Consider the following 26,034-nt stretch of genomic DNA (forward strand, 5'->3'; position numbering starts at 1 on the left):
CGAGTGAGAGAGTCGTTGCTCCCGTGATCCTCCCCTTCATCGTCGCCGGGCTCGTCCTCGGTTCGCTGTTCGCACTGAGCGGCGTCGGGATGCTCGTGCTGTACCGCACGACCGGCGTGCTCAACTTCGGCTACGGCGCACTGGGCGCGGCATCCGCGATGCTCGCCTGGCAACTCGTCGAGCTCAGGTTGCAGCCGGTGCTCGCGTACGCGATCGGAATCCTGGCCGCGACGGCTCTCTCACTCCTGTTCGGTTTCCTTGCCGGGCCCTTCCTCGCCACGGTGAACACCCTCACCAAGGCGACGGCGACCCTGGGCCTTGCGCTCTTCATCCTCGGGATCATGCTCTTCATGTGGGACGACAAGGCCCGCACCCTGCGCCTGCCTACCGACACGATCGGCTTCAGCATCGGAACGCGCATCACGGTGACGCAGCTCATCTGCCTGGCTCTCGCGACGGCGATCGTGATCGCCACGTCGATCTACCTCCAACGCAGCCCAACCGGCACGGCGATGCGTGCCCTGGCGTCAGATCGGGAGCTGGCTTCGATGCTCGGCATCCGAGTGCGGCGCGTCGAGCTGCTCGCGTGGGCGGTCTCGGGAGCCCTCGGCGGCATCTCGGGCTTGCTGCTCTCGAGCCAGACCCGGCTCGAGCCCGTGTTCCTGACGTTCATCGTCATCCCGGTGCTCGCGGCAGTGGTCGTCGGGCGTTTCCGATCCCTCGTGGGCACCCTCGTCGGGGGCTTGGTCATCGGCGTCGTCCAGGCGGTCTCGTCGGCCTTCCCCTCGACCTCGCCCTTCAGCAACGCCACACCGTTCGTCGTGGCCACTCTCGTGATCCTCTACCTTCAGCGCCGCAAGGTCGTCACCATCGAGGTCGCCCGATGACCGCCGTGCCGCAGCGGTCCAGCCGGATCGCCGTGTGGAGAGCCGAGAAGCTCTTCACGGTGCGGAACGTCGCACTCGCGGTCGCGCTCATTGCGCTGTTCACCGCCGGGCCGCTGGTGCTCGGTGCCTACTGGACCCGCATCGTGACGGTCTCGATGATCTTCGCGATCGCCGCGGCCGGCATCGCCCTGCTCTATGGCCGGCTGGGTCTCGTCTCGCTCGGACAGGTTTCGCTGATCGGGGTGGGCGGGTGGATCACCCTCCGCGTCGGCCATGCGACCGAGCTGCCGTTCGAGCTGGTCCTCGTGGTCGCCGCGATCGGCACGGGTCTGATCGGAGTACTCGTCGGCCTGCCGGCACTGCGCCTGTCGGGTCTCAACCTCGCGATCGTGACGCTCATGCTCGCGGGCGCCTTCGAGGTCGTCTTCAACGTCACCGGCTTCCCGAACGGCGGCGACGGATTCCTCGGTCGCGCACAGGGCGGGGTGCTGCAGCAACCGCTGCCCCGTCCGGTGCTCGGCACGACGGATCCCGACTACTTCCGCTACGTGCTGGTCGTCTCGATACTCATGTTCCTCGTCATCGCGCTGCACCTGTCGAATCGTCCAGGGAGAGCGTGGGCGGCGATCCGGCAGAGCGAGGCCGGTGCCCTCGCGGCCGGCATCGGCACGGTGCGGTATCGCCTGTGGGCCCTCGCGGTCGTCTCCGCCACCACGGGCGTCGCGGGCGGGCTGCTCGCCGCCAATGCGGGGCTCCTCGATCCGATCTCGTTCAAGGCGTCGCAGTCCATCCTGCTCTTCGCGACGGTGCTCATCGGCGGCGCGTTCTCGCTCCTGGGCGCGGCGATCGCCGGGTTCCTCTCCCAGGGGCTTCCACCCCTGCTGGATGCCTGGGGCGTCAACGGCAACCTCATCTTCGTGATTCTCGGGCTCGGCATGATCCAGGCGATCACGACCGCCCCGCAGGGGATCGCGGGTCAGTTGAAGGGGCTCGCCACTCGCCTCCGGAATCGGTTCACTCAAGGGAGGTCGCGATGAGCGGCGCGCTGCTGGTGGAAGGGCTCACCGTGCAATACGGCGGAGTGAAGCCACTCGACGAGGTATCCCTGACCTTCGAAAGCGACGTGTGCGGCCTCATCGGCCCGAACGGCGCAGGAAAGACCACCTTCTTCAACGCGCTGTCGGGGTTCGCAGCTCCGGCATCGGGGTCGCTCACCATGGCGGGAACCGACCTGCTGGCGATGAATCCGGCGAAGCGCGCGCGCTGGGGGCTGCGGCGAACGTTCCAGCAGGAGCAGGTCATCCACACGCTGAGTGCGTGGGACAACATCCGCCTGTCCTCCGAGCACACCGGAGGGGGCCGCACTGCCGTCGAGCGCGCGGTGGACTTCGTCGGACTCGAGGGTCTGGATCGAGCCGGTTCAGCGCTCTCCATGCTCGAGCGGCGGCTCGTCGAGATCGCCAAGACGGTGTGCGGTGAACCGCGACTCATCCTGCTCGATGAGCCCGGTGCCGGGCTCGATGCCGGCGAAACGGAGCGATTGATCGGATTGATCCGTCGGATCCCCGAGGAGTTCGGTGCGCTCGTGATCCTCGTCGACCACGACATGGACCTCGTCTCCACCGTGTGCGGCACGACGGCCGTGCTCGACTTCGGCCGCGTCATCGCGGTGGGTGTGACGGCGGAGGTACTCGCTTCCGCCGAGGTTCGCCGAGCCTATCTCGGCACCGTCGAACTCGAGGAGACCGCGTGAGCAACAACGGACGACTGGTCATCGAGGGGATCGCGATCGAACGCGGCGGCCGCGAGGTCGTGCACGGGGTCGACCTCGTGGCGGAACCTGGCGCCATCACGGCGCTCCTGGGGCCCAACGGTGCAGGCAAGTCCTCACTCGTCCTGGCGCTCGCCGGCACCATCAAGGCCTCGCGCGGATCGGTCCGACTCGACGGCGCCGACCTCGTCGGCAAGAGCCCGACCGCCATCCGAACTGCTGGGATCGCGACCGTGCCCGAAGGCCATCGCGTGCTCAAGGACATGACCGTTGCCGACAACCTGCGGGTTGCGTCCCTTCTCGTGCCACGCATTGAACGCCCAGCCGCCGTGGATCGCGTCGAGTCGCTGTTCGAGGAGCTCACCCCGCTGCGCGGTCGCCTCGCCGGATCGCTGTCGGGCGGACAGCAGCAGATGCTGGCGATCGGCCAGGCGCTCGTCTCGCAGCCCCGATACCTGGTGGTCGACGAGATGTCGCTCGGACTCGCCCCGATCATCGTGCGCCGGCTCGTGCCGGCGCTGCGCCGCATCGCGGCGGCCGGTGTCGGCGTGATCCTGATCGAGCAGTTCACCCAGGTGGCGCTCGATCTCGCGAGCGACGCGTACGCGATGGCACAGGGCCGCGTGGTCGTGCACGCTCCGGCCGCCGAGCTGAGGGAGGCGCCGGAGCGGCTCGAACAGGCATACCGCCTTGCTTGAGCCGCATCCGTCGAGGGTGGTCAGCGCATCGCCACGAGAACTTCAGCGGTGTCCGTGATCTGCTCGAACTTTACGGCCCTGCCGTCTTGCACCCGCCAGACGTGCGCGACGCGAGTGCTGACCGACTTGCCCGTCGCCTTGTTGGTGCCGGTATAGGTGCCGAGTCCGACCACGGTCTCCCCGTCGACCACGAGCTCGTCGATAGCGACCGACCAGCCGTCCCATTCCCTGGCGAGGGCGATGAACACGTTGTCGCGCACGGAGTCCACGCCGACGTAGGTGCCGGCGACCGGGAAACCGGCGGCTTCGGTCCAGACGATGTCCGCTGCGAAATCCGCCATCATGCCGGGCAGGTCTCCTCGCTCTCCGGCGGCGTAGTGCGATTCGATGACCTCGCGGGGGCTCTTCATGGCGACTCCTTGGGATTGATGGGATGCGGCGCGTCAGTCGGCGAGGACCAGCACGGCCTTGATGACGTCGTCGCGCTTCTCACGCACGACGTCGTACGCGTCACGCACCTGCTCCAACGGGAACCGGTGCGTGACGAGAGCTGCATACGGATAGGCCGCGTCGGCGAGCGCGGCGATCGCGGGCTCGTAGCCGCCCGCCGAGAGGAACGAGGGCAGCACATCGATCTCGCGGGTGAGCAGGTCGCGGTCGGCACCGAACGTCACGTCGGCCCCCCACCCGCACGCGCCGGCCAGCACCACTCGGCCACCACGGCGCACGAGCGTCACCGCGAGCGATTGCGCGGCGGTGACTCCGGCGATCTCGATGACGACATCGGCCAGTCCGCCGAGTTCCTCGGCGACGGCGTCTCGCACATCGTCGACCGACCGGGAATCGATGGTCGCGTCCGTGCCGAAGCGGCGAGCGAGGTCCAGCCGGTTCGGTCGGGTGCCGACCATGACGACGCGCGCCGCACCGGCGATCTTCGCGGCGGCGGAGATCAGCAGGCCGACCGGCCCGGGCCCGATGACGACCACCGTGTCGCCTTCGGCCACGCGACCGCGTTGCACCGCCCGGAACGACACGGCGAGCGGCTCGACGAGCGCGGCGGTGTCCCACGGAATGGAATCCGGGAGCCGATGGACGATCGCTTCCGACGGCACGTGCAGATAGTCCGCGTAGCCACCCCAGAGGCCAGGTGCTGCCGTGCGCGGGATGTTGACGCCGTACTCCCGGCCGACCGGCGCTCCGCCCGCCGGATCATCGCGATCGCACAGGTTGTACCGGCCCTCCGCGCAGCGCGAGCACGCTCCACACGGCAGCAGCATCTCCACGGCGATGCGATCGCCGACCGCAAGCCCACGCCGACGCGCGGCTTCGCCACCGATCGCGGCGACCTCGCCCACGAACTCGTGGCCGGGCACCAGGGGGAACGGATCTCCGATGTGCCCCTCGAGGAGGTGCAGGTCGGTGGCGCAGATGCCCACCCGCCGTACTCGCATGAGCAACTGGTCGGCTGCCGGCGACGGCACTTCGATCGTGGTCACCTCGATCACACCCCGTTCGGGGAAGACGGCTTGCCGGGAGATCGTCGGGGCGGCGGCAGTGACCATGGAGTGCTCCTTCACAGCGTGCAGCGCGGGCTCGCGTCGGACGCTGCTCCCAGCATTCCCAGTCGCGGTCCCGGCGCGGTTGTCGCGGGCCGAACGCCCGTTGACTCAGAGTGAACGGAGGCCCGTTCCGCATGGTGGTCACCTCGAGCGCCGTGGCACTGTCGTGCCATGGAAGAAAGACCCGATGTCATCGTGGTGGGTGGCGGCTCCAGTGGAGCCGTCATCTGCCGTCGTCTCGTGGATGCCGGGCGGCGCGTGTTGCTCCTCGAAGCGGGCGGCCCCGATGAGAACCCCGCCATCCACGATCCCGCTCGCCTCGGAGAGCTCTGGCACAGTCCCGATGATTGGGACTACTTCACCGTGCCGCAGGTCCACGCGGCCGATCGACGACTTCACCTGCCGCGCGGCAAGGTGCTCGGGGGATCGCACTCCCTCAACGCGATGATCTTCGTGCGCTGCGCGCCACAGGACTACGACCACTGGGAGTCCCTAGGCAACCCGGGCTGGGGTTGGAAGGACGTGCTCCCGGTCTTCACGGCGATCGAGAACTACGACGGTGCCCCGTCGGAACTTCGCGGCACCGACGGTCTGCTCGACGTCACGGTCGACTACGAGCTGCACCCCATCCAGCAGTCGATCATCGACGCATCGGCGGAAATCGGGATCGAGCAGAATCCCGACTACAACGGCGACCAGCTGGATGGCATCTCGAAGATGCAGTTGAACATCCGGGATGGCAAGCGGCTGAGCACCTGGCGGGCCTATGCGGAGCCGGTGCGCGAGTCGCCGCTCTTCACGGTGCTGACCGGCGCCTGGGTGCACCAGTTGTTGCTCGACGGCACGCGCGTCACTGGCGTCGAGGTCGAGGTCGAGGGCCGGATCGAGCGGTTCGAGGCCGACCAGGTCGTGCTCGCGGCCGGCGCGCTCGACTCGCCTCGCATCCTGATGCGCAGCGGCATCGGACCGGGCGCCGCGCTCCGCGACCTCGGGTTCGAGGTCGTCGTCGACCTGCCGGGCGTCGGGCAGAACCTGCACGACCACTTCCTCTCGCCCGTGATCTTCGCCACCGATGCGCGCCCCATCGACCCGCCGGCGCCCGGTACGGGCATCACCCAGACCCACTCGTTCTGGCGGAGCCGGCCGGGACTCGAGGTCCCCGACACCCAGCCGATCAACTTCAGCGTTCCGATGTACGAGCCGTGGATGACCGGGCCGGCATCGGGCTTCTCGCTCATGGCAGGCATCGTATCGCCGAAGAGTCGTGGCAGTCTCACGCTGGCGGGCGATGACCCGCACGCTGCGCTGCTCATCGATGTCGCCGCCCTCGCCGAAGAAGAAGATCTTCAGGCGCTGGCGGCGAGTGTTCGGCAGTGTCGTGAGATCGGCGGTGCATCGGCACTCGCCGACGGCTGGGGTGCGCGCGAGCTGTACCCCGGTCCCGATGTCGACGACGACGCTGCGCTGCTCGACTATGTGCGTCGCACCGTCATCACGTACCACCACCAGGTGGGCACCTGCAAGATGGGCGTCGATGACCTCGCCGTGGTCGATCCCACCTTGCGCGTGCATGGCGTCGAGGGACTCATGGTCGCGGATGCCTCGATCATGCCGCGCATCACGACCGGCAACACCAACGCGCCCACGATCATGATCGGCGAGAAGGCCGCCGGATTCCTCCTGCACTGACCGATTCGAGAGAAGAGAAGGAAGACGATGATGTCTGAACAGAACCCCGGAACCATACTCCGTGAGGAGTCACCCCAGTGGCTGAACATGGACGACTTCTCAGCCGGCATCGATGCCAACCGGGTCGCACCGAGTCATGACCTGGCGGGACGCTCGCTCGTCATCCGCGGCGCCGATGGCGCACTGAGCCTCGCGTTCGGCGATGACGGAACCGTGACGTGGAGCGCCGAGGACTTCACCTGGGCGGGCTCGGGCACGGACCCCTATGAGGAGGTTCCGGTCGGCGAGGGCGCCTACTGGATCGACTTCTCGCTCGGAGAGCGACGCGTCGAGACCCTCACCGTGGCGCTCCACCCTGAGCGTGGGTGGGCGCTCATCGTGCACTCGCGCATCCACGACGAGGGTGCGGATGTCGAGACGCGCGTCATGCAGTCGTTCCATGCCGCACAGGTGGAAGGTATCCCCCGCTCGACCGCGACACCGGCCCCGACTCGCGATCTGATCGGGAAGCGCACGCTGTTCCGCTACAGCCCGAATCACCTCTACGAGCACATCTACCTCAGCTCGCGGCGATTCGTGTGGCAGAACCTCGTCGGCGAACAGCGCGGCCACGCCGCCGCTGAGCTCGCCACGACGTACAAGCTCGACGACGGTCTCTACCTCTTCACTTGGCGCGAGGAGAAGATCCCGGTCGGCACGGTGTTCGTGTTCGACTACGCGGGCGGCCGCTCCACCGGCAAGTTCATCGGGCTCGAGGGCGACGGCACCGTGGCGAACTCGCCCGGCGGCGCGCTGATCATCCCGTTCGGCGCGTCCGACTACTCACAGCACCAGGAGCCGGTCTGATCCGATAGAGCCACACGCTGCGAGCGCTCAGTTGCCCACGCTGCGCGCTCGCAGTTCGCTCGGCGACATCTCGTAGGCGGCCTTGAACACGCGCGAGAAATGCGCCGCCTCGACGAATCCCCAGCGTGCCGCGATCGCACCGACGGAGAGGTGGGCGTTGAGCGGGTCGATGAGCTCGCGTCGGCAGTTCTCGAGCCGTCGTTCGCGGATCCACGTCGACACGGTGGTGCCCTTCTGCCGGAAGAGTCCGTGCAGGTGTCGCGTCGAGATGTAGTGTGCGGCGGCGATCTCCGTCGGGCTGAGCTCGGCCGAGCCGAGATTCGCCTCGATGTAGTGGCGGATCTGCTGCATGAGCAACTGGTGGCTGTCTCGCGGGTCCGCCTCGAGGTCGAGTTCGTTCGCGAACATCGTGGTGATGAGATCGATCGCGGTGCGCACCAGCCGCGGTCCGGTGAGGCCGCCGACCTTGTCCAGGTTCTGCGAGACGTTCTGCAGGAACGGGATGATCATCGCGCCGAGTCCGGTGGCGCTGGAGAACCGGTGCGCGGTCAGCTGTCGCATCATGTCTGACGGCAGGCCGAGCTGCTCGCGAGGGAACATGAGCACGAGCATCCGCATGTCCTGCTCGAAGACCACGGAGTAGGGGCGGGCGGTGTCATAGATCGCGAGATCGCCCGGCTGCAACAGAGCCTCGCGGCCGTCTTGGATGAGCAAACCCGTGCCCGACAGCTGAAGGCTCGCCTTGTAGAAGCGCTGGTCGCTGGCGGCGACGAGCTCCTCGGTGCGCTCGACCATGTGTTGCGAGGCGGTCACCTCGTGCACGTGTGCGTCATCGAAGTCGACACTGCGCAAGCGCCCCCAGAAGGGGTCGGCGCTCACGCGAGAGACGTCGAGCGGGACGAACGAGTTGACGACGGCCTGTCGGTAGTCGCGGAAGCTGTGCGACACGGAGGTGTGCACCCGGCCGGCGGGCTCGGGGGGAAGGCGAACGTCCACGTATTACCACCTTGTAATAGCGAGAAACTCTCGGGTCGCGGGGATCGACTCGGTGAATGGAAGCATACCTACCGCTTGCCATTCCCCTAGATTGTATATGATTTCAGATACCGGGCTCAACGAAGGAATCTCCCTTCGGTGAGCTCGGCAGACCGGGCAGAGCGGATGCCGCAGCATCCGTCAGCCTCTAAGGCGTCCACCACGGTCGCAGCGGCAGGTCGCCGGCACCGGCACCGGCGCCGGCCTCGCCGCCGTCACCAGGCTTGACCGCGAGCACCTGGTGCAACTGGATCCCGCCGGTCTCGAAGGCGAGCCGCGACCCGGCCATGTAGAGACCCCACACCTTCGCGGTGGGCAGCCCGACCTCGGCCACCGCTTCATCCCAGTGCTCGACGAGGTTGGCGCACCAGTCGCGCAGGGTCATCGCGTAGTGGGGGCGCAGGTTCTCCTCGTGCAGCACCTCCAAGCCGGCATCCTGGGCCTCGCTGATGATGCGGCCCGAGCCGGTGAGCTCGCCGTCGGGGAAGACGTAGCGGTCGATGAAACCGCGCGTCGACGGTTCCGACCGGTTGTCGGGTCGGGTGATGCAGTGGTTGAGCAACAGCCCGCCAGGGCGCATCCGAGACTGCAGGAACGTGAAGTACGACGGATAGTTGCGCACGCCGATGTGCTCGAGCAGCCCGATCGACGACACCGCGTCGAAGCCGGACTCCGCGATGTCGCGGTAGTCGCCGAAGCGAACCTCGGCCAGATCGCTGAGACCCTCCTCGGCGATGGCCTCCTGCGCCCACGAGGTCTGCTCCTCCGAGAGCGTCACGCCCGTGGCCCTGACGCCGCGTCGGGCGGCGTAGCGCACCATGCCGCCCCAGCCGCAGCCCACGTCGAGCAGTCGGTCGCCCGGCTTCAGCCGCAGTTTCTCGAACACGAGGCGGTACTTGTTCTCCTGCGCTTCGTCGAGGGATGCGTCGGGGCGCGGGTAGCACGCGCACGTGTACGTCATCGACGGCCCGAGCACCCACTCGTAGAAGGTGTTCGAGACGTCGTAGTGGTGGTGGATCGCCTCGGCGTCGCGGGACTTGCTGTGCCGCAGACCCGTGGCGATGCGGCGCCAGCGGGGCGGCACCTCCTCGGGCGGCGGCGCGATCGGCCGCAAGTGCTCGACGCCGATCGACCGGAAGATGTGTGCCATCACCCGCGGCGACGGCAGCTTGAAGACCAGGTCGCCCGAGAGCGCCTTGAGCAGCTCGTAGGGGTCGCCGGGGTGCACGCCCTCGGCCTCGAGGTCGCCGGCGATGTACGCCCGGGCAAAGCCGAGGTCGCCACGAGCGGTCGCGAGGTAGGTCGTTCCGCGCGGCGTCTTCAGGTCGAGCCCGAACGGGGCGTCGGGCGGTCCGGCCGAGCTCCCGTCGTAGGCCGTGAACCTGAGCGGGAGTCGCCCGGCGGTGAGGATCTCGAGGATCTCGGCGAGGGTGAGCTTGCCCGCGGCATCCGCTCGCTCGGAAGCATCCGCCTCCGCCGTCTCCGCTTGTTCCGCGCGTTCCTTGAACGAGGTCATCGTCGTTGCACCGCCTTCGCATAGAGGTCGAGGAGTCGTGAATCGGGGTCGTACCGCTGCTTCACGGCCCGATAGGTCTGCCCGCCGTAGAGCTCGTCGAATTCCTCGGGCGAGTAGTAGGAGTCGGAGTAGAGCGACTTGTGCCCGTCGACCTCGCCGACCTTGCGTTCGATCAGCCGGTTCGTCTCCCCCGGTGTCGATCCGACCGGCACCGTCGACCAGAAGCCGACGTTGACGTACGCCTGCTGCGGACGCATCGGGTAGAGCGGCCAGCCCTCGTCGTCGCGCAGGCGCAGCGGGCACAGCCAGATCGGCTCGATCGGCACGTTGGCGAGGAACCAGTCGAGGAACTCGGCGCACCGCTCGATCGGCACCTCGACGTCTTGGATCACGCGTTCCCGTGGCGGGCGGCCCTTGAGCTTCTCGAGGCGATCGCCGAGGTCGAATCGCCGTTCGAAACGCATGAGCTTCGAGTACGAGCTGCTGCGCCGGTACCGCCGCGGCCAGAGCCTTCGGATCAGCGGATGCTGGGCACCGAACGCTTCCGAGCACCAGAACCAGTCGGTGTCCCACCGCCACAGGTAGTCGTGAATCGTGAGCCGGTCGTGCGTGGCACCATCGTCGTGCTGGATCGATCGGTAGTAGATCTGCTGGCCGGTGTAGTCGCTGACGGGACCGGATGTCGCGGTCTGCACGCCCACGCACAGGTAGCTCTCGTCGGCGCTGAACACCACGCCGTCGAGGTAGTCGACGGGAACGTCGTGCAGGGTGCCGCTCTCGATGATGCGGTCCATCGTGGCCATCAGGTCGGTGAGCGAGTGGAACCGCAGATGCGTGAGCGCGACGAATGGCTTCACGGCCTCGAGTTCGATGCGCAGGCGCACCGCGTAGCCGAGCGAGCCGTAGGAATTCGGGAACGCGCGATAGAGGTCGGGGTGCTCGACGCGCGATGCGGTGAGCACCTCTCCGGCGCCGGTGAGGATGTCGAGCTCGAGCACCGACTCGTGCGGCAGGCCGTTGCGGAACGAGGTCGACTCGATGCCGAGGCCCGTGACCGCGCCACCGAGGGTGATGGTCTTCAGTTGCGGCACGACCAGCGGCGCGAGCCCGTAGGGCAGCGTCGCGGCGACGAGATCCTCGTAGGTGCACATGCCGGCCACGTCGGCGGTTCGCGCTTCGGCGTCGATCGCGATGACGCCCGTCAGGCCCGAGGTATCCAGACCCGGCGCGTCGGTCTTCGCGCGCGAACGGAACAGGTTCGACGTGGGCTTGGCGAGCCGGACCGAGGCCGTGGCGGGCACGGCCCGATAGCTCTCGAGAAGGCGCTGCACGCCATCGGCGTGAGCGGCCCGTGCGTCAGTCACAGGAACGGACACGTCTCAACGGTAGTCCGCAGAGATCCGTCCCGGAATGGATGTCACATTTCCGGTGTCTGCGGTGTCTTAACGAGTGAAGGCCCAAGGAGGTTTCCATGCCCGTCGAGCAGAACCAGCGACGCACCGTGAGCGATCGGCTCGCGACGCACCTGGCAGCGACCGAGTTCGGACGACGATCATCGCGCGTGTGGGAGGAGTTGCGCCGCCGGCCCGTGCCGAACCACTGGACCAACCTGTTCGGCGTCGTCACCGCCGCGTGCGTCTTCGTGCTGTTCATCACCGGCCTCGTGCTCATGTTCTTCTACACGCCATCGAACGACGTCGTGACGTATGACGGCTCGTATGCCCCGCTCCGCGGCGCCGAGGTGTCGAAGGCGTTCGACTCGACGATGCTCGTGACCTTCGACGTGCCGGGCGGGCTCCTCGTGCGACAGGCGCACCACTGGGCGGCACTCCTGCTCCCGGCATCCGTGATCCTCCAGATGCTGAGCATCTACTTCACCGGCGGATACCGCAGACCGCGCCGCCTTGCCTGGGTGCTGCTCTTCCTCGTGTTCGTGTCGGCGCTCGCCGCCGGCTGGAGCGGTTACGCGCTTCCCGACGACATGCTGTCGGGCACGGGGCTTCGCATCGTGGAGGGAATCGTGCTCGCCATCCCGTTCATCGGCACCGACGTGTCGCGGCTGCTCTTCGGTGGGGCGTTCCCGGGCAACGTGCTCGCGAACATCTACCCGCTGCACCTCGCGGCCTCGGTCGCTCTTCTGGCGCTCCTCGTCGTGCGGGCGGTCGTGTGGTTCCGGCAGCGGTCGCCGCAGTTCCGGGGCTCGGGCCGCACCGAGACCCGCGTCGTCGGCGTGCCGCTCGTGCCGAACGCCGCGCGCAGGGGCATGGGCCTCGGGCTCCTCGTGAGCGGCATCCTCGTGCTCATCTCGGCGACCGTGACGATCAGCCCGATCTGGCTTTATGGGCCTTCGTCGCCGGCGGATGCCTCGGCGGGCAGCCAGCCCGACTGGTACACGGGATTCCTCGACGGGGCCCTCCGGCTCGTTCCGCCCGGATGGGAGTTCGTCTGGCTCGACCGCACGTGGACGCTCGCCCTGCTCGTTCCCCTCGCCGTCATCACGCTGGCGTTGGCGATCGTGGCGGTGTATCCCTTCCTCGAGGAGTGGATCGCCGACGACCACCGCGACCACCACGTGCTCGACCGCCCTCGTGACACCCCGACGCGCACCGGGATCGGCGTGGCCGGGCTCATGTTCTTCGGCGTGCTGTGGCTCGCCGGCAGCGCCGACCTCGTCGCCGTCGCCTTCTCGCTCACCATCGAGGGCGTGATCGCGACGCTGCAGCTCCTCGTGCTCGTCGGACCGATCATCGCGTTCGAGCTCACCCGTCGCGTCTGCCTCGGGCTGCAGCGGAAGGACCGCGAGGTCGTGCTCCACGGGTTCGAGACCGGCCGCATCGTCCGCCTGCCTGGCGGCGAATACATCGAGGTGCACCGGCCGATCAGCGACGACGAGCGGGAGCGGCTCGTGGGCGTCGTCGACCAGGTGCCGGCGGTGCTCCGTCCCGACGCTCGGGGCAGGCTGGCGCCGGCGCGACGATTGCAAGCTCGTCTCTCGCGGTTCTTCTTCGAAGACCGGATCGCCCGCCCGGCCGCAGCGCCGCTCGAGGCGCCGGCTCAGCCGCCCGCCGTCAGTCGCGCCCGGTGAAGAACTCCACCGCGGCCTGCCGGAAGACCCGCGAGCCCGGCGCGTTGAAGTGGTGCCGATCGGGAAGTTCGACGAACACGCCGTTCGGCGTGGCATCCGCAAGCCCCTTCGATCGCTCGAGGATCGCGTCTTCACTGCCGGTGGCGAACAGGATGCGCTGCATCGGCGGATGCTCGGGATCCGGGTCGGCGTCGCCGATGCGCATGCCCCCGGCGAGCGCGACGAGCGCACGGATGTCGTTGCCCGCGACTCGCTCGGCGAGGGTGACGTAGTTGCGGGTGACGGGGTCTTCGACCGGCGTGCCGTGCTCCGCATAGGCGCGGGCCTGCTCGATCTGCAGGCGCGCGAGCGGACGCCCATCGGGGATGCCGCCGAGCACCGCGCGCTCGATGCGGTCGGGCACCTGCACCGCGACCTGCCAACCGACCCGCGCGCCGAGCGAGTACCCGGCGTACTGCACGGTGTCGAGCAGGTAGGTGTCGAGCACCGTGACGAGGTCGTCGACGAGCGCGTCCATGCTGAACGCGGATGCCTCGTGCGGCTTGTCGCTGGCACCGTGGCCGCGCTGGTCGACGCCGAGCACCCGGAAGCCCGCGCGAGTGAGGTCGCGAACCCACCCCGTGCTCACCCAGTTGTCGCGGCAGCTCGACGCGAACCCGTGCACGCACAGCACCGTCGGCGCATCCTCGTCGCCCCACAGGTACGTGGCGATACGGCGCCCGTCGGCTGACATCACGTACTGCGGCGCGGGCATGTCCGTCAGGGCTGAAACGGCGGCAGTCATGCGGCCATTCTTCCGGGCACATGGGTTCGCGCGCTGCTAACGGTGATATTGGTCAACGGATGCTCCGAATGGTTCGATCGAGAGCGTGAGCTCGTGGCGCCGACTCCAACGGCCGCGGAGCCCCCGTTGGATCCAGGTACGTCAATCCGAACCCCACCGTCTCGGATGCGACAGCACGAACGGCCGCGGCGAGTGGAGCCCTCAACGGATTCGCGTTGCGCGGGTTCCACGCGAGGTAGGTGCGGCGGAAGTCCTGCGCGGTCGCCGACCTGCGTACGCCCGGCGAGGGGTCGGAGACGCCGAGCGCGGGCAGCAGCGCGATCACGAGTCCCGCGGCGATGAGACTGCGCATCACGGCATGATCGGGTGGGCGGTGGGTGACCGTCGGTGCCGGCAGCCCCTGCGCGAGGAAGAGCTGGTCGACGAGCGGCGGGGATCCCTTGTGCCCTAGCGCCGAGGAGAAGTCCTCGCGCACGAGACGCGACAGGTTCGTCGGGTCGGAGTGGAGGTCATCGCGATCGGGCGCGGTGACGAGCACCAGGGCTTCACTGAACAGCGGCGACGTCTCCATGCCGGCAGCTTCGGGGTGCGGAAAGCCCCAGACGATGCCGAGGTCGATCTCGCCGGAAGCCAGCTGGTCCACGACGTCCTCGCTCAGGGCGAACTCGGTCGTCACCACGCGCGCGTCCGGTCGCTCACGCGCGAACTCGACGATCGACGGCGGCACGATGGTCGTGGCCGCAGCCCGGAAGAAGCCGAAGCGAACGACGCCATCCCGGCCGAGGGCGACCGCAGCCGCGTCGCGATCGAACTGTGCCGCCTCCTCGAGCAGGAGGGTCGCCCGGTCCGCGAGCACGCGCGCGGCCATCGTCGGCTGGATCGCCCGCCCGGTTCGCTCGAACAATGAGATGCCGAGTTCGCGTTCGAGCGCCCCCAGGTGCCGCGAGACGACCGATGCACTGTAGCCGAGCTGCCTGGCTGCGGCAGACACCGAGCCGGTGCGGACTGCCGAAACGAAACTCGCCAGCACGTTCAGATCACGCATGCGAGAAACTCCTCGCCCAGTCGGTTGTGGAGGCGACGACCACGACCGAGATCACCGCCGCAATGCCGACCATCGCGGCGAAGCCCCATTCCGAGGCTGTCTCGGCACGGATCCAAAGTGCCGACGCAGGACACAGCGCCGCGATGGCGGTCGTGAGGTTGAAGGCGAGCGATCCCGAGCTGACCCGAATGCGGCGCGGGAAGAGCGAGGCCACCGCGACATACGCCGGGACGGCATAGACCCCGAGTGGAATCGCGAAGACGGCACCGCCCAACAGGGCCAGGTGAGCGGAACCCGACACGGCGAGGGGTGTCGCAAGCGGAGCGGCCACGAGCATTCCGATGGCGCCGACGAGCAGCGCGGCGTGGCCCGGGATCCGGTCACCGAACCATCCTGTGACGAGGATCGAGCAGACGAGCGTACCGACGATCACCGCGTTGACTCAGACCGCTTCCGCGGGCGCGATCCCGTTCAGCACCATGAGGTTCGTGTATCCCGCCAGTGCGAAGGAGACGCCGACGTTGAACGCCACTCCGATTGCGAGATACCTGCCGACTGCTCGCTTCTGCGATCGGATGACCTCGACGATCGGGAGTCGGGGGACCGCATCCGCCTCCGCCCCAAGTGCCGCACTGGGTTCCACGATCGAGCGGCGCACCCAGACCGCGACGAGCCCGAGCGGAAGAGCAAACAGGAAGAGGACGCGCCAGCCCCACTCGACCATCGCCTCCTCGGAGAGCGAAGCCGCAATCGCGGAGGCCAGGAGCGAGCCGCACAGCAACGCCGTGAACGTGCCGGCGGCGAGCCAACTCGACGCCCGAACACGATTTCCCGGACGTGTGTTCTCGTACACGAGGGTGACGGCCGATCCCATCTCGCCGCCCACGGCGAACCCCTGCACCAGCCGCAGTCCGACGAGGAGCACCACTGCGAGCACGCCGACGCTGTCGGAGCCCGGCAATACTCCCATGAGGAAGGTCGCGCCGCTCATCAGCGTCACGCTGGCGAAGAGCGCCGCTCGACGGCCATAGCGATCGCCGAGGTGCGACAGCACCACTCCTCCGAGTGGACGGATGAGGAACGCGGCGGCGAAGGCGCTCCACGTGCCGAGGAGCGCGATGCCGAGGTCGTCGGACGGAAAGAGCGCTCGGGCGAGATACACGGCGACGACTCCGTAGACGCCGAACTCGTACCATTCGATGGCATGCCCCGCCAGGGCCGCCAGCACGGCCCGCCCCGCGCGCCCGCCGGTCGCGGGCTCTCTCGTGAGTGGGCGGTCGATCACCATGCCCTGAGGGTATGGCGACCCTGTTTCAGGCGCGTGTCCGCATGCACCCGCATGACTTCAGATGACCTCGGATGACCAGCACCGCGTGTCGATGTCATGGCCGATCGGTTACGTCGCCGTTGCCGCAATTGAAGCCGAACCCCCTCGAGCATGCGGATGTCGCATGCTCAGCATCGGCGTCGTCGCACGTCGACCCCGATCCAACCAACAGAAACCCATCCTGACCAGCGGTTCGTGATGTCCAACCGGATGACCGCTGTGCCGTGCGATCCGTGTCGCCGATGGGCGAGCTGCCTAGGTTGACGACTGCCAAGAGAAGGCCCATCCACCCCGCAGAGAGGTAGACGAATGCAACAGTCCACGAGTCTCATCCGGCCAGGCCGGCGGCGGCGCATCAGCTTCGCCGCCGCAGCGGCAATCGTCGGCGGAGCGATCGTCAGCGTTCCAACCCTCGCTGCCGCCGCGACGCCCGCGACCGCCATCCGGCCCGCCGCGTACAGCGTGCCGGAGTATCCGATCACCCCGATCGGCCCCGAGCGCGACAAGGACAAGCCCGACATCGTGGTCATCGACGCCGGTGGCACGCTGACGTCGCGGGCGCGCGACCGGATCAGCTACCTGCACTACTCCGGGAGCGTCGACGGGGGTGTGCAGACGATTCTCCAGGACATGTACCCCGAGCTCGCGCAGGTGGCGAACCTCGAGGTCGTCGCGGTCGGCGGCCTCGGGTCGTCATCGCGGGTCACCAATGAGACGCTCTACAACGTGTCCCGCACGGTCGACGCACAACTCGCCCGGAACGAGGTCGATGGTGTCGTGGTGACGGCGGGCACCAACGTGCTCGAGGAGGACGCGTACTTCTTCGACCTCACGGTGCAGTCCGACAAGCCGGTGGTGGTGACCGGGTCGATGCACCAGTACGGAACCTTCACGTATGACGCGTACACCAACCTGTTCAGCTCCATCCGCCTCGCGGCGAGCGGCAAGACCACGTGCTTCGGCACGGTCGTCCTGCTGAACGACCAGTTCTTCTCGGCGCGAGACGTCACGAAGACCGATGGCTACCGGATGGACACGTTCGAGACCCGGGCGTACGGCGCCCTCGGCGTCGTGAACGAGGACAACATCCGTCCCATGAAGGCACCGGCGCGAGTCATGAACTGCGGTACCGATGCGTGGAAGCCCCCGTTCGACCTGAGCAAGACCGAACCCGCTGCGCTCGCACGTGTCGACATCGTGAACGGGTACGTCGAGGCGTCGGCCGAGACGATCTCGGGGCCGGTCGCGGGTGGGGCCCAGGGAATCGTCACCGCCGGACACGGCCCTGGAGGACTCTCCTACCTGCAGTCGCCCGCACGCGATGAGGCGATCAAAAACGGCGTGCTCTTCGTCTCGGCGACGCGCACCGGCGGTGAGGGCACCTACGACACCGGCGAGGGCGTGATCGGCGCCGGCGACCTGCTGCCGCAGAAGGCGCGCATCCTGCTCCAGCTCGGACTCACCTTCAGCGACGACTCTGAGCAGATCCGCGGATGGTTCTCGTCGCTCGGCAACGCCGAGTTCGACATGAGCGACGTCGGTGGCGTCAATCGCGGCAACGGCGACGGCGGGAGCAGCGAGCAGGCGCCGCGCGGACCGCGTAACGGCTAGGACACGGCGGAGGTGGGCGGTCACGCCGCCCACCTCCGCCGTGAGGCACAGCAGATGCCTCAGCGCGACGGCGTCGTCGTCAGCCCTACCCTTCGACGTCTGGGCCGCTCACCTCGACGTCGACGTAGTAGGAGATTCCGATGAATCCACCCTGCTCGGCCCAGGAACGCTTCAGCTCGTAGGTCCGCGGCACATTGCCAGCAGGCGGGGCTTGGCGGATCACGTCCTCGAACGCGTCGGCGAAGTCGGACTGTGATGATCCTCGTACCAGCATTGCGACTACGTTCCCAGTACGACCCGACGAGCGGCGATCCCTAGGGCGAACCTACGCCGCCCCACTCTCAGCAGGGACCCCCAGAACGTGGGTAGAGGGTCGCCTACGAACGCTCGACGCTGATCGAGCGCAGCTCGTACTGCCGCACTCGCACGAACCGGGTCGCCGCGCACGTCGACAGCAGCGGTTCGGACGGGGCCTCGTCGAGCTCCACGACGACGACACCGTCGGCGCCCTCGAGTCGCACGCGCCATCCGGTGCCGGCCGCCTCCTCGGCGAGCGGCGGGAACGACTCGATCCGATCGTCGCCGAACGCCTCACGCGCATAGTGCTGCGCAGCCTGCAACGGATGCGTCAGCGAGCTGCGCCCGCGGTATCGCTCCGGCACGATGCGACCGTCGTCGAACGCGTCGGCGATCCGCACGGGGTCGCCGTCGTCGGCATACCCGTAGTAGAGCCCGTGCGGGAAGACCACCATCGTTCCGGCGAAGCGGTCGCCGCCGAGGTGGGAGCACTCCCACGTCTCCTCGGGGTGCGCCTCGGCGAGCGCGGTGACGACGCGGCGTCCGCGCACGGCGCAGCACTGGTCGTGACGGGCGTGCGTGCAGACGCAGTAGAGCGGCCGCGACGACGGGATGCCGGTGGACCCGTCGAGCGGCACCTCGAGCAGTGCCGCGGCATCCGTCACCTCTCCCCACACCACGCTCTCGTGACCCGGCCGCGAATCGACGATCGCCCACCGCTGCGTCGACGGAGCTTCCCGGCGGCCCGTGCGACGGATGGCGAGCGGTCGCATGCCGGCGCCCTCGATGCGCCGCACGAGGGTGCGTCCGAGCGTGCGGTCGAACGGCTCGTTGAGCAGGGCATTGTGCCCCCAGCTCGCCGCGACCTCGATGAGGAACCAGCGGAGCCCGCGCGAGCCCGTGCCGACCAGCGGATCGCCTCGCTCGCGGGCGCGATCGCTGCACGGTGCCCAGTGCTCGACGGCGAGAGTCACGCGGGCGCCACCACGAATCCCTCGCGCACGAGCCGGCGCACCACCACCGCGGCGCTCTCGGCGTCGAGGCCGGGCAGCTCCCGCGCCGTGACGACGTCGCCCGCGGCGAGTCGGCGCACTGCCTGTTCGGCCTCGATCGGCAGCGACAACGTCTTCGTGCGCGCCACGATGCGCACCCGATCTTCGACCGTCGTGATGTGCACCGAAAGCGACTCACGCCACCGCACCGGGGTCGACGCATCCAGCGTCGCGAGCGCTTCGAGCGTCGCGAGCGGAGCGACCGGCTCGGCGCGTGTGGCGGCGTCGAAACGGCTGCTGAGCGTCGCGGTCGGCTGCGAGGCATCCGTCTGCTGCAGTGTCTCGATGAGTGCCTGCACGGTCTGCTCGACGATCGGCGCAAGTGCCTCGGGGTCGCGCAGGTCGAGGCCGAGCGGCAGCGACGCGCGCAAGGCGGCGTTGTCGCCGACCTGGCTCAGCAGCGCATCGACGAGGTCGGCTCGGGTGTAGGCCGACATGCCCACGGTCAGGTGCACGGATGTCGAGCCGAGCGCGGTCGCCGAGTGGATCCACCCGCGCGGAAGGTACAGGGCATCGCCCGGTCGCAGCACGACGTCGATCACCGGATCGTGCGTCGCCGCGCGGGCGACGGCAGCGCGGTGCTGGTCCCACGGCTGCGAGCGCAGCGGGTCGACGAGCACCGGGGCGTGGATGCGCCAGTGCTTCTCGCCCGAGATCTGCAGCACGAAGACGTCGTGGGTGTCGTAGTGCGGGTCGAATCCCTGCGACGACGGCGGGGTCACGTAGGCGTTCACTTGCGCCGGGTGGCCGAGGTCGTCGACGAGTTCGCGCGTGAAGTCGATGATCGGCGGCCATAACCGGTGCAGTCCCTGCAGCACGATGGTCGCGCCGGCGGCGAACTCGGCGAGCACCTTGTCGCTCGAGACCTGGTCGGCGATCTCAGCACCGAAACCACCTGGAGCGGTGTAGGCGGATGCCGCGAGCACCGAGCCCTCGTGAGCCATACGGATGAACGGGGTGCGCACGCCGCGCCGGGTGATGAGCTCGTCGACCGCCGCGGCTGAGAAGAGGTCGTCGAAGCCGTAGGCGAGTTCGTCGGCCGTCGAGAGGAGCGGCTCCTGGCCCCAGTACCGTTCGGCGAACTCGTCAGCCGACACCCGGATGCAGCGCGAGAGCGCGGGCCGACCTTCCGGCCCGCGCTCCGAACGGGTCATTACGCCGAACCGTCGGCGCCGCCGTCGTGGCCCTCGGGGTTGGCGCCGCCGTCGGCTACGCCCTCTCCCTCAGCGGCGGATCCATCGGCGCCGCCATCGTGGCCGCCCGGGTTGGCGCCGCCGTCGGCGACACCTTCGCCTTCAGCGGCGGATCCGTCAGCGGCACCATCGTGGCCACTGGGGTTTGCGCCGCCATCGGCGACGCCCTCCCCCTCAGCGCCCGGCTCGAGGGTGATGTCATCATCGTTGATCGTCATTGCATGTCCTCTCGTTGCGTCCTTGCCCAGCGTATCGAGGGGCACCGCCCGAGGAAATGGCTTGACGCCGGTCGAGCTGCACTGCGATCGACGATTTCGGGCCCGTCGCCTATTGGGCCATCAACCAGTCGAGGATGACCCCGTTCGTGTAGGTGGGGATCCACGAGCCGTGGTCGAAGAGCGGCGTGGTCCCCATGGGGAACGTCGTGAAGATGTGCTTGCTGTCCGTCGCGGCGGCACGATCTCGAGCTTCTGCTGCGAACGCCTCCTGATCCTCGTCGGGAGCTGTTCCGGCCCACTCGCTCCACGTCACCGGGTTGCCGACTGCTTCGAGCGCCGTGAAGATGCGGTAGTCCGACCCGGCGGCGTCGTAGGCCACGACCGAATCATCGATGGAGTGCAACGCCCAGATCGGGAAGTCGCCGAGTGCGGCCGCAGCTGCAGCCTCGTCGCCCGCGCCGCAGACGAGCAGCGCGCCCGCGAACAGATCCGAGTCGGCGGGAAGGAGTCCCCACGAGCCGTACGAGCCCATCGAGAGCCCGGTCAGATAGACACGGTCGGGATCGATCGCCGGATTCTCCGCGATCGTCTTCTTCACCAACTCGACCACGCCCGCCTGCATCTCCGCCATCCACCACCCACCGTTGCCTGGGTCGCCAGGACCCGCCTGGGGCGAGAGCACGAAGGCAGGGTTCCGCTCTTGTCGCGCTGGATCCGCGAAGGCGACGGAGATCTGGTTTCCGGCGATCTGGCTGAAGTTGTTCGTGCCGCTCTCGCCGTAGCCGTGCAGCGTGACGACGAGCGGGTACTTCTCCCCCTCGTTCATCTCCGGGGTGAAGAAGCGGAACGGGAGGGTGGCCCCCGACGCGGCGGAGTAGGTGCCGGCGTCGTACTCGTCGACGATCAGGTTGCGGATGCCGCTGTTGGAGATCTTGCGTTCGGGATGAGCCCGCACCGTCTGGCTCTCGCCCACGATCGTATTCACTTGCGCGACCTGGTAGGCATTCGTCAGATCGTAGAAGCGGGTGTACTCGTCGTTGTAGGTTCCGGGTGCCATCGGGTCGTTCTGATCCAGCTCGAGAATGAGGTAAGTGCCGGGTTCCGATTGCCCGTCGATGGCGATGTCAGCCGACGTATAAGCGTCGACGACGGTCCTCGTGCCGGTGAGGGGCTCCACGCCCGGACGGCTCAGGGTCACACCGACAGCAAACGAGCTCGTGTCGATCTCGGTCGAGCCGAAGTCGAGCGGGCCGCTGTACTCGATCGCGAGGCCGGTCACCTTGTAGCCGATCGGCGTGACCTCGGCGATGACGGTCGAGTCGATCGCCTTGATCTGCGGGTCTTTATCCGGTGCGGCATACGCGGTGCCTACACCGAGCGTCGTGGAGGTGAGGGCTGTGGTCGCAGCGACGGCGACCCGGAGTGTCGTGTTATTGGCCATCAGTTCGCTTTCTCTTCGTTGAGCGGGTGGCGAGCCTGACCGTTGCCGGCCAGGCAACGTGCACCCCCGCCACAACTTAGTCCTCGCGGCGGTTCGGCCTCGCTCGACACCGCGCACGCTCAGGTGCCGTCTTCGGTCCGATCCTCGTCGTAGAGTTCGTCGAGCAGCTCGGCTGCATCCTGATTGCCGCCCGCCGCGAGGCGCCGAAGCTCGGCGACATCGCCCTTCTCGGCCGCGAGCTGCACGAGCTCGTCCATCGCGTCGGTGTTGCCGCTCTCGGCGAGCAACCGCAGTTCGTACGCGTCCTCGCGCTCGCCGGCCAACTCCACGAGCTGCGCAGCTGCGTCCTCGTCCCCACTCGCGGCTCGTTCCCTCAAGTACGCGAGCTCGGCATCCGACATGACGTCCCCTTCCTTGCCTCGATTTCCTTGCCTCGATGGGGTCAATGTAGCGCTCGGATGCCCCGGGCCGCATCGGTCTCTTCGGGCCTCTTTCGCGCAGTCGCATTGACGGGGGCTGCTGGCAGACTCAGGTCATGACCACGAGCATCGGCACGCCGGGCGGCACACCCGAGCGGCCCTCCGTCTTCTTCTCCGGGCCCGAGGAGTTCCGCGCCTGGCTCGAGGCAAACCACGAGACCGAGACCGAACTGTGGATGGGCCTGTACAAGAAGCACGTGCCCGATCGCGGGCTGACCTGGGAACAGGCGGTGCCCGAGGCACTGTGCTTCGGATGGATCGACTCGGTCTCACAACGCATCGACGACGATTCGCGTCGCCAGCGCTGGACACCGCGCAAGCCCTCGAGCAACTGGTCGAGCGTGAACATCGCCCTCGTCGAGCGGCTCACCGCCGAAGGACGCATGCGCCCCGCCGGCATCGCCGCGTTCGAGCGGCGGCGCGAAGATCGCTCTGGCGTGTACTCCTTCGAGAACCCCGTTCTCGAGCTGCCGCCCGAGGCCGCTGCACAGTTGGCAGCGGATGCCGCGGCATCCGCGTTCTGGCAAGCCGCGACCCCCACCTACCGCCGCCAGGTCACGCACTGGGTGCTCTCGGCCAAGCAGGAGGCCACGCGCGAACGACGGCTCGCGCAGGTCATCGAAGACAGCGCGGCGGGTCGGATGGTGTCCTTCCAGCGTTACGGCGAGACGCCGAAGTGGGTGGAGAAAGCCGCGGCTGCCGCGGCTGCCGCGGCATCCGGTGCCCTACCCGGCTGATGTCGCGAACTGGAGTGCGAACCGCGCAACCTTGTCGACGTAGTCGTTGTCGTGGTTGTAGGAGAACACCGCTGCCCGCCACCCTTCGGGGCTCGTCATCGACCCCGACGCGCAGAGGTACCGTGCCGCAGCCTGAGCGGCGTCGTCGATCTGGTGAGGGTCGGCTACTCCGTCGCCGTTCCCATCGCTCGCCCACCTGGCCCAGGTCGACGGGATGAACTGCATCGGTCCGACGGCCCGGTCCCATGTGACGTCGCCGTCGAGGACGCCGCCGTCGGTGTCCTCGATCGTGGCAACACCGTCGCCGTCGAGGGCCCGTCCGATGATCGACGGCCAGGCATTGCCGTTCTCGTCGAGCACCGAATCGCCGTAGCTCCCATGACCCGACTCGATCGCACCGATGGCGGCGATCGTGGCCCAGTCGAGACCGCACGCCGGATCCTCCGTGGCGATCGCGAAGTGCGACCGCGCGTACGCCGTCAGGGCTCGCTCGGGGATGCCTGTGGCCGACGCGATCCGCACGATCCAGGCGGAATCGACCACCAGCATCGGCGACGCCGGGCCGGATTCTGCCGTCGGCTCCTCGATCGCCTTGGTCTGACCGTCGACCTGCGCGTCCTGCGCGCTCTGCCCAGCCTGCTCGGTCCCGCTCTGCTCGCTCTGCTCGGCTTGCGTGGTGACCGGTGGCAGGGCCACATTCAGCCCGTTCGCGGCCGGTGCCTCGAATCCGCCGGGGTTGGCGGCGAGCCCCACGACGTTCACCGCGAAGATGACGCCGACCACCAACGCGACGGCCAAGGCGACGGCCCCGGCCACGAGGCCGGCATATCCGGCAACTCGGCTGGCGAACTGCCTTCCCGTGGCTCGGGCTGGGCGACGCTCGCCGTACTCGTCGGCGTCGGAATCGTCATCCCAAGACATCGGTGGTCGCTCCGTTCGGGCGTTGGTTCATGGGTTGCCCGCCGGGTCGACCGTCGCCCGCTCGTTGGTTCTGCGTCGATGACCCGTCCCCTCAGATTACCCGCACGCCCCGGCACCTGTACACGAGCACTTCTCATGTTTGTGGTTCGGAAATGGTTCATTGCCGCGCGTACACCACCGCGGCAATCGACCCTCACCGTGGTGCGACGACCAGGATCCCGTAGGCGCGCACGGCATCTGCCTGCCGGTCGTCGTAGGTGACGAACCCATCGAGTTCGTCGCCGAGTTCGAGGGCTGCGGCGACGTGCAGCGCGTCGAAGGAACGCAGTTCGACGGGTTCCATCCGTGCCGCCGCGTCGAAGGTCGACGTCGCGAGGGTGAGTACCGTCAGCACCTCGAGCACCTGTGTCGCCGCGACGGCCTGCTCGGGCGCCCAGCGGCGAACCGAGCGCAATAGTTCGGTCCTTGCCACATCGGATGTCACGGGCTCGCGTTCGGCAGAGGTAAGCCAGGCGGCCAGAGCTGCCGACTCGGCCTCCTCGATGACGAGCTTCACGAGGGCTGACGTGTCGAGGTAGTGCGCCACCGGTGTCAGTACCGCTCGTCGGCTCGGGCTCGGCGCAGCTCTGCACCGACATCCACCTTGACGGGTCGCCGGGGCGGCAGATCGCTCAACCCTCGCCGCGGTGCGCGAGCGCGTCCTGATTCGACGAGCGCTGCCAATCGCCCACCGCCAAGCGGAACGAGCCGGGCAACGGGCCGCCCCCGGTCGGTGATCGTCACCGACTCGCCAGCGGCAGCCACCGCCACTACCTGTGACGCATTCTGCTTCAGCGCCCGGATCCCCACCTCGCCCATGTTCTACATGGTAGCACTTTGCGGCGATGATCCACCGGTTGATCGCGGACGCCAAAGAGGTGGGCGTCTGTAGCCACCACGAACACGCTGCGAGCCATAACGCGGCGGAACAGCTCCCCCATAGGATGTCTCGGTGCCTCTTTTCGACCATCTCGGCATCTCCGTCGACGACCTGCCTCGCTCGATTGCACAGTTCGATCCGGTGATGCAGGCGCTCGGCTGCACGCGGCAAGATGCCGACGACTCGGTGTCGTGGTACCTGGGCGAGGAGGAGCTGATCCTCTTCCCCGCCCGCGATGCAGGCAACGGACCGCACCGGCACGGCCGGGTCGGCTGGCAGCACCTCGCGTTCGCCGTCGATTCGCGCACGGAGGTCGATCGTCTCCATGCCATCGCGCTCGACGCTGGTTGGACGGCAGTGCGCGAGCCGAAGCTGTACCCGCGGTTCAACGACCGCTACTACGCCTCCTTCGTCGAGGACGACAACGGCATCCGCTTCGAGTTCATGCACAACCCGCCCCGAGAATCATCCGCCGACTGAACCTCATGCTGACCGACCTCGCACGAGAATTCCTCTCGGAGCACCACCTCGCCACGCTCTCGACCCTCGACAGCCGTGGGCGCATCCACTCGGTGCCGGTCGGCATCACCTACCTCGACGGAATCGTCCGAGTGATCGGCAGCCGCGGCTCGCAGAAGTTCGTCAACGCCGAGCGCAGCGGCCGCGCCAGCGTCAACACCGTCGACGGACGGCGCTGGATCAGCTTCGATGGCCCGGCCCGCGTCCGCACCGATCACGAGTCGGTCGCCTTCGCCGTTGAGCTCTACGCCGCCCGCTACCGGCAGCCGCGCCCTAATCCGAACCGGGTCGTGCTCGAGATCACGGTCGAGCGAGTGCTGGGCTCGGCCGGGATGCGCGCGAGCGACGGCTGACGCCCTTGCGTCCGGCGAAGCTGCGCCATGGGAACGAAGCCTGACTGACGAT

At 68.2% G+C, this 26,034-nt stretch carries 29 protein-coding genes; 11 read left to right on the forward strand and 18 right to left on the reverse strand.

Annotation, left to right across the window (positions count from 1 at the left end; translation table 11 throughout):
* The first annotated feature begins 23 nt into the window (after positions 1-23).
* From ESP51_RS04045 to ESP51_RS04060, 4 genes are read left to right on the forward strand one after another with little or no spacing between them, the layout of a single operon-like run.
* Complete coding sequence (locus tag ESP51_RS04045) at positions 24-887, forward strand: branched-chain amino acid ABC transporter permease (RefSeq protein WP_164990395.1); 864 nt, start codon at positions 24-26, stop codon at positions 885-887.
* A complete protein-coding gene (locus ESP51_RS04050) occupies positions 884-1,924 on the forward strand; it encodes a branched-chain amino acid ABC transporter permease (protein WP_129519616.1) in 1,041 nt (346 codons plus the stop codon). Before ESP51_RS04045 ends, ESP51_RS04050 begins: the two co-directional genes overlap by 4 nt.
* A complete protein-coding gene (locus ESP51_RS04055; RefSeq protein ID WP_129519617.1) occupies positions 1,921-2,640 on the forward strand; it encodes an ABC transporter ATP-binding protein in 720 nt (239 codons plus the stop codon). Before ESP51_RS04050 ends, ESP51_RS04055 begins: the two co-directional genes overlap by 4 nt.
* Positions 2,637-3,356 (forward strand): ABC transporter ATP-binding protein, encoded by a 720-nt coding sequence (locus ESP51_RS04060; RefSeq protein ID WP_206737199.1) that lies wholly within the window; start codon positions 2,637-2,639, stop codon positions 3,354-3,356. Before ESP51_RS04055 ends, ESP51_RS04060 begins: the two co-directional genes overlap by 4 nt.
* A 20-nt stretch (positions 3,357-3,376) precedes the next feature.
* Here ESP51_RS04060 and ESP51_RS04065 read toward each other — a convergent pair whose 3' ends face one another.
* Together ESP51_RS04065 and ESP51_RS04070 are read right to left on the reverse strand one after the other, a co-directional pair.
* Positions 3,377-3,766, reverse strand: a complete 390-nt coding sequence (locus ESP51_RS04065) for a nuclear transport factor 2 family protein (protein WP_129519619.1) — start codon at positions 3,764-3,766, stop codon at positions 3,377-3,379.
* Positions 3,767-3,799: 33 nt separating this feature from the next.
* Positions 3,800-4,918: a zinc-dependent alcohol dehydrogenase gene (locus tag ESP51_RS04070; RefSeq protein WP_129519620.1), complete on the reverse strand. Its 1,119-nt coding sequence runs from the start codon at positions 4,916-4,918 to the stop codon at positions 3,800-3,802.
* A gap of 168 nt (positions 4,919-5,086) precedes the next feature.
* On the opposite strand from ESP51_RS04070, the gene ESP51_RS04075 reads away from it, so the two are divergent.
* Both ESP51_RS04075 and ESP51_RS04080 read left to right on the forward strand, forming a co-directional pair.
* On the forward strand, positions 5,087-6,604 hold the full coding sequence (locus ESP51_RS04075) for a GMC family oxidoreductase (protein WP_129519621.1): 1,518 nt from the start codon (positions 5,087-5,089) through the stop codon (positions 6,602-6,604).
* A 30-nt stretch (positions 6,605-6,634) separates the two neighbouring features.
* The gene (locus ESP51_RS04080) at positions 6,635-7,450 is read left to right on the forward strand and encodes a MoaF C-terminal domain-containing protein (protein WP_129519622.1); all 816 of its coding nucleotides are present in this window, start codon (positions 6,635-6,637) and stop codon (positions 7,448-7,450) included.
* A 27-nt stretch (positions 7,451-7,477) separates the two neighbouring features.
* On the opposite strand, the gene ESP51_RS04085 is transcribed toward ESP51_RS04080, so the two are convergent.
* The 3 genes from ESP51_RS04085 to ESP51_RS04095 all read right to left on the reverse strand — a co-directional run bounded on the left by ESP51_RS04085 (position 7,478) and on the right by ESP51_RS04095 (position 11,377).
* Complete coding sequence (locus ESP51_RS04085) at positions 7,478-8,446, reverse strand: AraC-like ligand-binding domain-containing protein (RefSeq protein WP_129519623.1); 969 nt, start codon at positions 8,444-8,446, stop codon at positions 7,478-7,480.
* A gap of 187 nt (positions 8,447-8,633) precedes the next feature.
* Complete coding sequence (locus tag ESP51_RS04090) at positions 8,634-10,001, reverse strand: class I SAM-dependent methyltransferase (RefSeq protein WP_129519624.1); 1,368 nt, start codon at positions 9,999-10,001, stop codon at positions 8,634-8,636.
* Positions 9,998-11,377, reverse strand: coding sequence for an FAD-binding oxidoreductase (locus ESP51_RS04095; RefSeq protein ID WP_129519625.1), 1,380 nt, complete (start codon positions 11,375-11,377; stop codon positions 9,998-10,000). Before ESP51_RS04095 ends, ESP51_RS04090 begins: the two co-directional genes overlap by 4 nt.
* Before the next feature lie 95 nt (positions 11,378-11,472).
* Between ESP51_RS04095 and qcrB the strand changes: the two genes are divergently transcribed.
* On the forward strand, positions 11,473-13,086 hold the full coding sequence (gene qcrB, locus ESP51_RS04100) for a cytochrome bc1 complex cytochrome b subunit (protein ID WP_129519626.1): 1,614 nt from the start codon (positions 11,473-11,475) through the stop codon (positions 13,084-13,086).
* On the opposite strand, the gene ESP51_RS04105 is transcribed toward qcrB, so the two are convergent.
* From ESP51_RS04105 to ESP51_RS04120, 4 genes are read right to left on the reverse strand one after another with little or no spacing between them, the layout of a single operon-like run.
* Complete coding sequence (locus ESP51_RS04105; protein ID WP_129519627.1) at positions 13,070-13,870, reverse strand: alpha/beta fold hydrolase; 801 nt, start codon at positions 13,868-13,870, stop codon at positions 13,070-13,072. The two genes, qcrB and ESP51_RS04105, sit on opposite strands and share 17 nt — an antisense overlap.
* A gap of 52 nt (positions 13,871-13,922) precedes the next feature.
* Positions 13,923-14,915 (reverse strand): LysR family transcriptional regulator, encoded by a 993-nt coding sequence (locus ESP51_RS04110; RefSeq protein ID WP_129519628.1) that lies wholly within the window; start codon positions 14,913-14,915, stop codon positions 13,923-13,925.
* Positions 14,908-15,348: an MFS transporter gene (locus tag ESP51_RS04115; protein ID WP_129519629.1), complete on the reverse strand. Its 441-nt coding sequence runs from the start codon at positions 15,346-15,348 to the stop codon at positions 14,908-14,910. The genes ESP51_RS04110 and ESP51_RS04115 overlap by 8 nt, the downstream gene beginning before the upstream one ends.
* Before the next feature lie 9 nt (positions 15,349-15,357).
* Complete coding sequence (locus ESP51_RS04120; RefSeq protein ID WP_129519630.1) at positions 15,358-16,203, reverse strand: MFS transporter; 846 nt, start codon at positions 16,201-16,203, stop codon at positions 15,358-15,360.
* A gap of 348 nt (positions 16,204-16,551) precedes the next feature.
* Here ESP51_RS04120 and ESP51_RS04125 point away from each other — a divergent pair, with 348 nt between their 5' ends.
* Positions 16,552-17,853 (forward strand): asparaginase, encoded by a 1,302-nt coding sequence (locus tag ESP51_RS04125; RefSeq protein WP_129519631.1) that lies wholly within the window; start codon positions 16,552-16,554, stop codon positions 17,851-17,853.
* 85 nt (positions 17,854-17,938) lie between these two features.
* Here ESP51_RS04125 and ESP51_RS04130 read toward each other — a convergent pair whose 3' ends face one another.
* The 6 genes from ESP51_RS04130 to ESP51_RS04155 form a co-directional block, all read right to left on the reverse strand.
* Complete coding sequence (locus ESP51_RS04130) at positions 17,939-18,127, reverse strand: hypothetical protein (protein WP_129519632.1); 189 nt, start codon at positions 18,125-18,127, stop codon at positions 17,939-17,941.
* A 103-nt stretch (positions 18,128-18,230) separates the two neighbouring features.
* Positions 18,231-19,124 carry a sucrase ferredoxin gene (locus tag ESP51_RS04135; protein ID WP_129519633.1) on the reverse strand — a complete coding sequence of 298 codons (894 nt, stop codon included), beginning with the start codon at positions 19,122-19,124 and terminating at the stop codon, positions 18,231-18,233.
* On the reverse strand, positions 19,121-20,356 hold the full coding sequence (locus ESP51_RS04140) for a cupin domain-containing protein (protein WP_129519634.1): 1,236 nt from the start codon (positions 20,354-20,356) through the stop codon (positions 19,121-19,123). Before ESP51_RS04140 ends, ESP51_RS04135 begins: the two co-directional genes overlap by 4 nt.
* Complete coding sequence (locus ESP51_RS04145; RefSeq protein ID WP_129519635.1) at positions 20,356-20,613, reverse strand: BatC protein; 258 nt, start codon at positions 20,611-20,613, stop codon at positions 20,356-20,358. Before ESP51_RS04145 ends, ESP51_RS04140 begins: the two co-directional genes overlap by 1 nt.
* Positions 20,614-20,722: 109 nt before the next feature.
* Complete coding sequence (locus tag ESP51_RS04150) at positions 20,723-22,054, reverse strand: hypothetical protein (RefSeq protein ID WP_129519636.1); 1,332 nt, start codon at positions 22,052-22,054, stop codon at positions 20,723-20,725.
* Positions 22,055-22,173: 119 nt separating this feature from the next.
* On the reverse strand, positions 22,174-22,455 hold the full coding sequence (locus tag ESP51_RS04155; protein WP_129519637.1) for a hypothetical protein: 282 nt from the start codon (positions 22,453-22,455) through the stop codon (positions 22,174-22,176).
* Between the two features lie 134 nt (positions 22,456-22,589).
* On the opposite strand from ESP51_RS04155, the gene ESP51_RS04160 reads away from it, so the two are divergent.
* A complete protein-coding gene (locus ESP51_RS04160; RefSeq protein WP_129519638.1) occupies positions 22,590-23,270 on the forward strand; it encodes a YdeI/OmpD-associated family protein in 681 nt (226 codons plus the stop codon).
* Here ESP51_RS04160 and ESP51_RS20945 read toward each other — a convergent pair.
* The 3 genes from ESP51_RS20945 to ESP51_RS04175 form a co-directional block, all read right to left on the reverse strand.
* Positions 23,259-24,191, reverse strand: coding sequence for a lytic transglycosylase domain-containing protein (locus tag ESP51_RS20945; protein ID WP_241842965.1), 933 nt, complete (start codon positions 24,189-24,191; stop codon positions 23,259-23,261). The genes ESP51_RS04160 and ESP51_RS20945 overlap by 12 nt on opposite strands.
* A 193-nt stretch (positions 24,192-24,384) precedes the next feature.
* Positions 24,385-24,777, reverse strand: coding sequence for a type II toxin-antitoxin system VapC family toxin (locus ESP51_RS04170; protein WP_129519639.1), 393 nt, complete (start codon positions 24,775-24,777; stop codon positions 24,385-24,387).
* Between the two features lie 5 nt (positions 24,778-24,782).
* Entirely contained in the window at positions 24,783-25,049 is a 267-nt protein-coding gene (locus ESP51_RS04175; RefSeq protein WP_129519640.1) for a type II toxin-antitoxin system Phd/YefM family antitoxin, read from the reverse strand.
* A gap of 133 nt (positions 25,050-25,182) precedes the next feature.
* Between ESP51_RS04175 and ESP51_RS04180 the strand changes: the two genes are divergently transcribed.
* Complete coding sequence (locus tag ESP51_RS04180; RefSeq protein ID WP_129519641.1) at positions 25,183-25,590, forward strand: VOC family protein; 408 nt, start codon at positions 25,183-25,185, stop codon at positions 25,588-25,590.
* Positions 25,591-25,595: 5 nt separating this feature from the next.
* Positions 25,596-25,982, forward strand: coding sequence for a TIGR03618 family F420-dependent PPOX class oxidoreductase (locus ESP51_RS04185; RefSeq protein WP_129519642.1), 387 nt, complete (start codon positions 25,596-25,598; stop codon positions 25,980-25,982).
* Positions 25,983-26,034: the final 52 nt, after the last annotated feature.

The organism is Agromyces albus (genome assembly GCF_004134825.1).
In the GTDB taxonomy this organism is placed as follows: domain Bacteria; phylum Actinomycetota; class Actinomycetes; order Actinomycetales; family Microbacteriaceae; genus Agromyces; species Agromyces albus.

Coding starts and splice junctions, on each gene's coding strand:
- ESP51_RS04065 (WP_129519619.1), bottom strand. CDS start 3,766: ATGAAGAGCCCCCGCGAGGTCATCGAATCGCACTACGCCGCCGGAGAG.
- ESP51_RS04080 (WP_129519622.1), top strand. CDS start 6,635: ATGTCTGAACAGAACCCCGGAACCATACTCCGTGAGGAGTCACCCCAG.
- ESP51_RS20945 (WP_241842965.1), bottom strand. CDS start 24,191: ATGTCTTGGGATGACGATTCCGACGCCGACGAGTACGGCGAGCGTCGC.
- ESP51_RS04055 (WP_129519617.1), top strand. CDS start 1,921: ATGAGCGGCGCGCTGCTGGTGGAAGGGCTCACCGTGCAATACGGCGGA.
- ESP51_RS04120 (WP_129519630.1), bottom strand. CDS start 16,203: ATGGTGATCGACCGCCCACTCACGAGAGAGCCCGCGACCGGCGGGCGC.
- ESP51_RS04110 (WP_129519628.1), bottom strand. CDS start 14,915: ATGCGTGATCTGAACGTGCTGGCGAGTTTCGTTTCGGCAGTCCGCACC.
- ESP51_RS04185 (WP_129519642.1), top strand. CDS start 25,596: ATGCTGACCGACCTCGCACGAGAATTCCTCTCGGAGCACCACCTCGCC.
- qcrB (WP_129519626.1), top strand. CDS start 11,473: ATGCCCGTCGAGCAGAACCAGCGACGCACCGTGAGCGATCGGCTCGCG.
- ESP51_RS04145 (WP_129519635.1), bottom strand. CDS start 20,613: ATGACGATCAACGATGATGACATCACCCTCGAGCCGGGCGCTGAGGGG.
- ESP51_RS04155 (WP_129519637.1), bottom strand. CDS start 22,455: ATGTCGGATGCCGAGCTCGCGTACTTGAGGGAACGAGCCGCGAGTGGG.
- ESP51_RS04175 (WP_129519640.1), bottom strand. CDS start 25,049: ATGGGCGAGGTGGGGATCCGGGCGCTGAAGCAGAATGCGTCACAGGTA.
- ESP51_RS04105 (WP_129519627.1), bottom strand. CDS start 13,870: ATGACTGCCGCCGTTTCAGCCCTGACGGACATGCCCGCGCCGCAGTAC.
- ESP51_RS04070 (WP_129519620.1), bottom strand. CDS start 4,918: ATGGTCACTGCCGCCGCCCCGACGATCTCCCGGCAAGCCGTCTTCCCC.
- ESP51_RS04090 (WP_129519624.1), bottom strand. CDS start 10,001: ATGACCTCGTTCAAGGAACGCGCGGAACAAGCGGAGACGGCGGAGGCG.
- ESP51_RS04140 (WP_129519634.1), bottom strand. CDS start 20,356: ATGACCCGTTCGGAGCGCGGGCCGGAAGGTCGGCCCGCGCTCTCGCGC.
- ESP51_RS04125 (WP_129519631.1), top strand. CDS start 16,552: ATGCAACAGTCCACGAGTCTCATCCGGCCAGGCCGGCGGCGGCGCATC.
- ESP51_RS04150 (WP_129519636.1), bottom strand. CDS start 22,054: ATGGCCAATAACACGACACTCCGGGTCGCCGTCGCTGCGACCACAGCC.
- ESP51_RS04050 (WP_129519616.1), top strand. CDS start 884: ATGACCGCCGTGCCGCAGCGGTCCAGCCGGATCGCCGTGTGGAGAGCC.
- ESP51_RS04130 (WP_129519632.1), bottom strand. CDS start 18,127: ATGCTGGTACGAGGATCATCACAGTCCGACTTCGCCGACGCGTTCGAG.
- ESP51_RS04160 (WP_129519638.1), top strand. CDS start 22,590: ATGACCACGAGCATCGGCACGCCGGGCGGCACACCCGAGCGGCCCTCC.
- ESP51_RS04075 (WP_129519621.1), top strand. CDS start 5,087: ATGGAAGAAAGACCCGATGTCATCGTGGTGGGTGGCGGCTCCAGTGGA.